This is a genomic window from Aneurinibacillus aneurinilyticus ATCC 12856 (assembly GCF_000466385.1).
Taxonomy (GTDB): domain Bacteria; phylum Bacillota; class Bacilli; order Aneurinibacillales; family Aneurinibacillaceae; genus Aneurinibacillus; species Aneurinibacillus aneurinilyticus.
Map to the genome: position 1 here is coordinate 1 of NZ_KE952756.1, position 7,069 is coordinate 7,069.

Here is a 7,069-nt window from a genome sequence, read left to right on the forward strand (position 1 = left end):
CCACCTTATGGATAATCAACAGGCGTGGTAAAATATGTATGGTTAGTTTTACACGACAAGGGTGAAATTGGATAATATAACAAAGAAAAAGGGTTAATTGTCACATTAGCAGCATGCACATGTTGTAATTTAGAAGAATCTTTACTAGAATGAATGAAGAGAATACCCACTTTTGAATTGGAGGGAACGTATATGGCAGTTGAAAGAGAAGGTGCAATTACATTTAAAAACAATCCGGTGACACTGATTGGAGAAGAAGTGAAAGTGGGCGATACGGCGAAAGATTTCACTGTGCTCGCACAAGGTCTTCAACCGTATTCACTGAATGATGGCAAAGGAAAAGTACGCTTAATCAGCGTTGTTCCTTCTATTGATACAGGCGTATGCGAAGCACAGACTCGCCGTTTCAATGAAGAAGCGGCTAAACTGGATGGTGTAGAAGTATTGACAGTAAGCGTAGACCTGCCGTTTGCTCAAGCACGCTGGTGCGGAGCGGAAGGTATTGAGAACGTGAAAATGCTGTCTGATCACCGCGATCTTTCTTTTGGTGAAGCGTTTGGCGTAGCGATTAAACAGCTTCGTCTGTTGGCACGCGCGATTTTCGTATTGGATGCTGACAACAAAGTAACGTATGTTGAGTACGTATCCGAAGCGACCAATCATCCAGACTATGATAAAGCGATCGCAGCGGCAAAAGAAGCAGCAAAGTAATTTGCTGATGAGCAGCGTATAGTAATAAAGAATCAATAAACTTTAAAAATAGGTCCCGAATCCCATGGAATATGCGGTAAAATAGACGGAGAGCATCCGTTGTTTGAGCGAAGGGAGAGGGGCCTATTGTCATTTGACGTTATGAATTGCCCGCGATGCAAGAAGTTATTCCATAAAGTCCGGCAGAATGTATGCCCTGACTGCGTAAAGGAAATCGATCGGGAGTATGAGAAGTGCTATAAGTTCATGCGGAAGAAGGAGAACCGGGCTTGCAACGTACACGATCTGAGTGAAGCGACCGGTGTGTCGGTAAATCAGATTACGATGTTTATTCTGGAAGGACGATTAAGCATCGACAATAACCCTAATATGAGCTATCCGTGCCGCAGCTGCGGCGAGCCTTTGAGAGCCGGTTCGCTGTGTGCTCATTGTACAAGTAATCTGAAGAAGATCGCCAGCTACATGAAGGAAGATGAGCAGAAACGTCGGGAGGAAAAGGCCCAGGAGAAGCGTGAACGATCGGCGTTATACAGAAGCGGTCGCGATGAGTAAAGAAGAACTCATGGGCGTTGCTAGTAGTCCTTAAAGAAAAACATTAAAATTTCCGTCAAAAATGCCGATTACTTTAATAACGAGTAGTCGGCATTTTCTTTTTGAGTCGATGGAAAGTCGGAGGTAATAAAGTAAAGCCTTCATAAAACAGTGAGCGTTTTTTCATCGTTCATTGATAGTTAATTGCACTTATCGGGATTTTAGAGGCGGTTATTCTTTACGTAGCATAAGCGAAGTGGGGATTTTACTGCTTATTGGATCGAGGTAGAATTCATATAGTCTAAACCGATAAAGGATGAGGAAAGAATAAGGAATATGCATACAAACTATAAAAAAGACGGGGGGTGACACACGATGAGAGTCGAAAGGCCAAATCAAATTCAGCCAATCAACCCGTATCGCCAGCAAGAAATGAAGCAGGACGAAGCAAAGGCGAAGGGAAAAGGCCGCGATCAACTGGAAATCTCCAATGAGGCGCTGGAGCTTCAGCGTACACAGGAGACAACAGCCGAACGCGCCGAGCGCATTGCTGAATTGAAAAAGAAGGTACAAGAAGGAACATATCATGTCGATACGAAAGACATCGCGGAAGCATTGCTGAAGAAAGGCATATAAACCGCGGCGTATACGAAAGATAAATACCGGATGGTGACATACACATGAGTGATTTATATACCATTGTTGAGATTCTGGAACAGCTGATCGTTGAGCACGAAAAAATGCTGAAGCTGGCCGGGCATAAGAAAGATGTGCTTATTAAGGGCAATATTGATGAATTGTCCCGCATCCTGCAATTCGAATCTCGCTGCATCAATGCCATCCAATCCCTTGAATTAGAGCGAGAGAAACACGTCTCGCTCTATTTAATGCAGCGGGGCATTCGCAAGGAGACGTGCTATCTCAGCGATTTGATAGAGATGACCGAAAAACCGGAGCTAAAGCAGTCGTTATCTGCCTGTCAGCAGAAGCTAGGCGACATCATCGCTGAATTGAAAGCCATAAACGATCTGAATCAAAAGCTGATCGAACAGTCGCTGGAATTTGTGAATTTTACGCTCGAAGAGATGACGGCACCGTCTGAGGAACCGACGTATCAGAATACACAGAAAGCCTCGCGTCCGAATCCGTATACGAAGCCATCCCACGGTTTTTTTGATAGTAAGGCGTAAATGACAGTTAATGATTAACAGTTGATAGTCATTCGGTAAACGGTTCGAGGGTTGGTAAAGATAGAAAAAGAGGAGGAGCGTTCTTTTTCCAGCCTCTGATTTCTTCTTTCTGTTCTTACTTCGTACCACTAAAATATAGCAAGTCATTAAAATAGATTAACAAGGAAGAGGGAGATTTGGGATGCCATCAGCATTTTCAGCGTTAGAGATTGGCAAACGTGCATTGTTTGCCAATCAAGGTGCACTGAATACGATAGGTCATAATATTGCGAACGCTAATACGGAAGGCTATACACGCCAAAGAGTGAATTTGCAGGCAACGTCACCATATCCATATCCTGCCCTGACGAATGCCCGCCAGGCAGGTCAGATGGGTACAGGCGTTGTGATAAGCTCGATTGAACGTTTACGTGAACGTTTTTTAGATTTACAGTTTCGTGGAGAGTATAAGAAATTCGGATACTATGAGAAGAAGTCTGATACGCTTGGAAAAATCGAATCTATTTTAAACGAGCCGTCGGACAAAGGATTTCAATATACGATGGATGAATTCTGGACAGCATGGCATACGCTCGCGTCCGATCCGCAGAACAAGTCAGCCCGTGAAGCTATACGACAGAATGGCATTGCGGTGGCGGATAACTTCAAATATGTCTACGATTCTTTGAACGAGATGAAAAACAACCTAAATAAGGATATTGGTGTAAAGGCCGATGAGATTAACTCCTATGTCAAGCAAATTACAGCATTAAACGAACAAATTGCAGATGTCGTTCCACATGGGTACGAACCGAATGACCTATACGATCAACGTGATTTACTGCTGGATAAGCTCTCAAAACTGATAGACATTGATGTAACTCCTTCAAAAGACGGAATGGGTATGGTTGATGTGAAGTTAAAAGCAAAAGCCAATGACGATGATGGTACAGCAGTTACAGAAATTCCGCTTATTTCTGGCAGAGAAGGCTTGGAAGTAAAAGCAGTGGATAAGGGCGGAAAGTTACAGGTACAGTTCACGCAGGCTGGTTCTCCAACTAAAACATATTCTGATGTCGAATTTGCTTCCGGAGATATGGCCGGGCTATTTGAATCAAGGGATAAAATTGTGGAAGGGTACCTGGACAGAATCAACCTTTTGGCTACGACATTTGCTGAAAAGCTTAATGAAGTACATCAACAGGGCATTGATTTAAATGGAGATGAGGGTGTGCCTTTCTTTGTCAGTAAGGACGATCCTCCAGGTAACCCAAAAAACGCGGCAGACATGGTTGTCAATCCTGATATTATAAAGTCGGTCAACAAAATAGCAGCTGGTAAAAACGAGCCGGATGGAACTGCTCCTGGAAAAGGGGACAACAAAAATGCGTTAGCAATATTCGCTTTAAAGACCGATAATACGATTCAGATCGGCACAGAGAAATCTTCTTTTGATGGCTATACCAAAGGAATTATCACCACACTAGGGCTAGAGTCAAGAGAAGCACAACGGATGCGGGACAATACAGGCAGTTTATTATTGGAGGTAGAGAATAGACGTCAATCCATCTACGGTGTTCAACCAGATGAGGAAATAGCCGATATGATTAGATTTCAGCATGCGTATAATGCGGCGGCACGTTCGATTACTGTAGCAGATGAAGTGCTTGATAAAATCATAAACGGTATGGGACTTGTTGGCAGATAGGGAGGAATACGGTATGCGGATTACACAAAATATGCTAAACAATACGATGCTACGTAATTTGAACAATAGTTTAATTCGGATGGATCGACTTCAGGATATGATGTCTACTGGCAAGAAAATTTCAAGGCCTTCACACGATCCGATTATTGCCATGTTCGGTATACAGTATCGCACCAACTTAACCGTAAATAAGCAATACTACAACAATGCGAATGATGCTATAGACTGGTTGAAAGAATCGGAAGCAGCAGTAAATGAAGGAAAAGATATATTAGTACGTGTAAAAGACTTGATGACGCAAGCGGCCACTGACACTCTCAATCCGGCAGATAGGGAGAAAATACGGGAGGAGCTTATTCAGCTTCGCGAGCAAATGGGGAATGTGGCCAATGCCACATTGAATGGGAATTACATCTTTGGTGGCACGAATACTGATATTCCCCCATTTAAAGATGGAGCGTATCAAAATAAAAATCGAACAGATATCAACCTGGAAGTTTCTCCTTCAGTCCAACTGCCGATTAATGTAGATGGGATTCAATTGTTCGGACAACAAAAAGGCAATATGACCAAGGAAGAACTGGAGAACAGGGGATATGAGACTGACTTGTTCGAGTTAATGAACAAGCTGATTGAAGAACTCAAACCATCAGAGTATATTACCGATCAATATGGAAGAAGATTAGCTGCTGACAAAGATGGAAACCCAATTGTTGACGCAGATAACAAGGTTGCTCTATATGATCCAGCCAATCCCGATCATCGTCCACTTGAAAAGATAGCAGACGGCAAGGCGCTAGGATATGATCCAAAAAATCCGCTCCAAATTGAGATTTTCGATAAGAGTGATACATCTAAGGATGGATATGTTCGATTGCCTGCTCAGGAAGATAAAAAGCCGGCAGATGGCAAGCAGTTAACTGGATACTTGGATACAATTCAAAATCACATCGATAACTTTCTACAGGTGCAATCTGAAATTGGAGCGCGCATGAATCGCCTTGAGATAATCCAGAATCGACTTGAGACGCAAAGCCAGAGCATCGAGGATATGATGTCTATGAATGAAGATGCAGATCCGGCAAGGGTAATTATAGATTTACAGAATAATGAGTATGTATATCGGTCCGCCTTAGCCGCCGGAGCGCGTATTATTCAGCCTTCACTACTTGATTTCCTTCGTTAAGGAGGGGTAAACTTTGAATATGCCTCGACTTGAAATCAATCAAACATTTGCAAAAATAGATTGGGACGTACAGTCACCGCGTTATAGTTTTGAACCAGGCCAGGCAAAAGTTTTGATTGAGCAGACACCTGCAGAGATGAACGTACAATATGTGCCGCCCAGATTAACGATTGATCAGAGCGAATGTTGGGCAGACATGGACATGAAGCACATTTTTCGTCGCAATGAGGAAGCAGCAGCGGACGCCAAACGACAGGTATTGAACTATATCGAGAAAACGGTGCTGGAAGGGGCTCAGTTAGGCGCGATTGAGAACGGTGGCAATGTCATTCGCAATCTGGCTATGGGGCATCACCTTCTTCCTCAGCATAGCTTTCAATACGGGAATGTGCCAAGGAATTTCTCTTTGAGGATAGAGTGCATTCCTGGCGAGACGAGGATGGATTGGAAAATCGGCGGTACAATGATTAATGTTCAGGACCGACCTTTCCAACATAATTATGAACGGGGCAGAATTTCTTATACGCTTCAGAAAAAGAATGAGCTTCACTTTGAATCTATTGGTGGTAACTTAAATATAGAGTATTGAGAAATTACGGGCTTAGCCCTTAAGGAGTTTGTCTCATCATGATTTTAAAGATGGAATCCGATTTATTTGGTACATTGGAATATGAAGCAACGGAAGTGTACACTTTTGAACAGGGGATTCCTGGTTTTCCAAATGAACGGGAATTCCTGCTGGTGCAGGTACAGGATAGCCCGTTTACTGTACTGCATTCCCTACAGGGGGATTTATACTTCTTCTTAATCGATCCGTTCCGCTTTTTTGCTGATTATGAATTTGCCTTGCCTGACTATGTACTCGATCAACTGGAAATCAAAAACCGGGAGAATGTTTTAAGTTACTCGATTGTCGTATTGCGTGATCCTCTCCATGATTCTACTGTAAATCTGGTGGCCCCGATAGTATTAAATACAACGAATCGTAAGGGGATGCAGCTGGTTCTCGAGAAAACCAACTATTCGGTACGTCAGCCTATTTTCTCTGATAAAGAAACGACTGTCAGCAGACAAGGCCAAACGGCGGAGCAGGGAAGGTAGGCGATGGAAAAGTGCTAGTACTGGCCAGAAAAGCAGGTGAATCCATTGTAATCGGGGATAATATCAGCATCAAAATCGTAAGCGTGGACGGGGACCAGGTAAAAATCGGGATTGAAGCTCCTCGACATATTGAAATTCATCGCAAGGAAATTTATGATGCGATCCAGACGGAAAACCGGATCGCCGGTCAGGCGAAAGGAATAAACCTCGAATTACTGAAAGGAATTGTAGATAGGAATGCAGTAAAGATAGAGGGGAAATCGGATCGGGAATAATCTATTATTTTATGTTTTGTCTTTAATGTTTTCGACCTTGTTTATTTCTTTTTCCGTATTTAACTCATATATGTTTCACCACGCCTATTGATTATCAATAAGGTGGAAGAAAGAAGGTGCACGCCGTACGCATCACTCTTTTCTATCCATCTATGGATACCAAGGGTGTTGATTGTCCAGAAAGAAAAAAGGCCACCACAATGGGACACAAACAAGACCTTAAACAAGGCCTTTCGTCTCCCTCCCCAAGCGGTTGCCCCGGTCAGGCGAAAAAGGACAGCAACTGTCTCCCTCTTCGCGTCTACCTAGATGTTTTGCGGTCCCGTCTGGCTGGGGCAAAAAGCGGCCTGCTACGCTTCCGTGTGGGAGACGAACCGACGCCCGTTTG

General features: G+C 43.4%; 9 protein-coding genes. All 9 read left to right on the forward strand.

Annotation, left to right across the window (positions count from 1 at the left end; translation table 11 throughout):
• Positions 1–192: 192 nt before the first annotated feature.
• The 9 genes from tpx (at position 193) to csrA (ending at position 6,681) form a co-directional block, all read left to right on the forward strand.
• Positions 193–711, forward strand: a complete 519-nt coding sequence (gene tpx / locus HMPREF0083_RS09075; RefSeq protein WP_040302198.1) for a thiol peroxidase — start codon at positions 193–195, stop codon at positions 709–711.
• Between the two features lie 126 nt (positions 712–837).
• Positions 838–1,263, forward strand: coding sequence for a flagellar protein (locus HMPREF0083_RS09080; protein WP_245191329.1), 426 nt, complete (start codon positions 838–840; stop codon positions 1,261–1,263).
• 354 nt (positions 1,264–1,617) lie between these two features.
• Positions 1,618–1,878, forward strand: a complete 261-nt coding sequence (flgM, locus tag HMPREF0083_RS09085; RefSeq protein WP_021620954.1) for a flagellar biosynthesis anti-sigma factor FlgM — start codon at positions 1,618–1,620, stop codon at positions 1,876–1,878.
• A 44-nt stretch (positions 1,879–1,922) separates the two neighbouring features.
• On the forward strand, positions 1,923–2,432 hold the full coding sequence (locus HMPREF0083_RS09090; protein WP_021620955.1) for a flagellar protein FlgN: 510 nt from the start codon (positions 1,923–1,925) through the stop codon (positions 2,430–2,432).
• A 181-nt stretch (positions 2,433–2,613) separates the two neighbouring features.
• Positions 2,614–4,119, forward strand: a complete 1,506-nt coding sequence (flgK, locus tag HMPREF0083_RS09095; protein ID WP_021620956.1) for a flagellar hook-associated protein FlgK — start codon at positions 2,614–2,616, stop codon at positions 4,117–4,119.
• 13 nt (positions 4,120–4,132) lie between these two features.
• Positions 4,133–5,305: a flagellar hook-associated protein FlgL gene (gene flgL / locus HMPREF0083_RS26320; protein WP_051354598.1), complete on the forward strand. Its 1,173-nt coding sequence runs from the start codon at positions 4,133–4,135 to the stop codon at positions 5,303–5,305.
• A 19-nt stretch (positions 5,306–5,324) separates the two neighbouring features.
• Positions 5,325–5,894 carry a DUF6470 family protein gene (locus HMPREF0083_RS09110; RefSeq protein ID WP_021620958.1) on the forward strand — a complete coding sequence of 190 codons (570 nt, stop codon included), beginning with the start codon at positions 5,325–5,327 and terminating at the stop codon, positions 5,892–5,894.
• A 38-nt stretch (positions 5,895–5,932) separates the two neighbouring features.
• Complete coding sequence (gene fliW / locus HMPREF0083_RS09115; protein WP_021620959.1) at positions 5,933–6,406, forward strand: flagellar assembly protein FliW; 474 nt, start codon at positions 5,933–5,935, stop codon at positions 6,404–6,406.
• 11 nt (positions 6,407–6,417) lie between these two features.
• Entirely contained in the window at positions 6,418–6,681 is a 264-nt protein-coding gene (gene csrA, locus HMPREF0083_RS09120) for a carbon storage regulator CsrA (RefSeq protein ID WP_021620960.1), read from the forward strand.
• Positions 6,682–7,069: the final 388 nt, after the last annotated feature.

Excerpts from the sequence above, each read along its gene's own strand:
- tpx (WP_040302198.1), top strand. The coding sequence starts at position 193 with ATGGCAGTTGAAAGAGAAGGTGCAATTACATTTAAAAACAATCCGGTG.
- flgM (WP_021620954.1), top strand. The coding sequence starts at position 1,618 with ATGAGAGTCGAAAGGCCAAATCAAATTCAGCCAATCAACCCGTATCGC.
- HMPREF0083_RS09090 (WP_021620955.1), top strand. The coding sequence starts at position 1,923 with ATGAGTGATTTATATACCATTGTTGAGATTCTGGAACAGCTGATCGTT.
- flgK (WP_021620956.1), top strand. The coding sequence starts at position 2,614 with ATGCCATCAGCATTTTCAGCGTTAGAGATTGGCAAACGTGCATTGTTT.
- flgL (WP_051354598.1), top strand. The coding sequence starts at position 4,133 with ATGCGGATTACACAAAATATGCTAAACAATACGATGCTACGTAATTTG.
- HMPREF0083_RS09110 (WP_021620958.1), top strand. The coding sequence starts at position 5,325 with ATGCCTCGACTTGAAATCAATCAAACATTTGCAAAAATAGATTGGGAC.
- fliW (WP_021620959.1), top strand. The coding sequence starts at position 5,933 with ATGATTTTAAAGATGGAATCCGATTTATTTGGTACATTGGAATATGAA.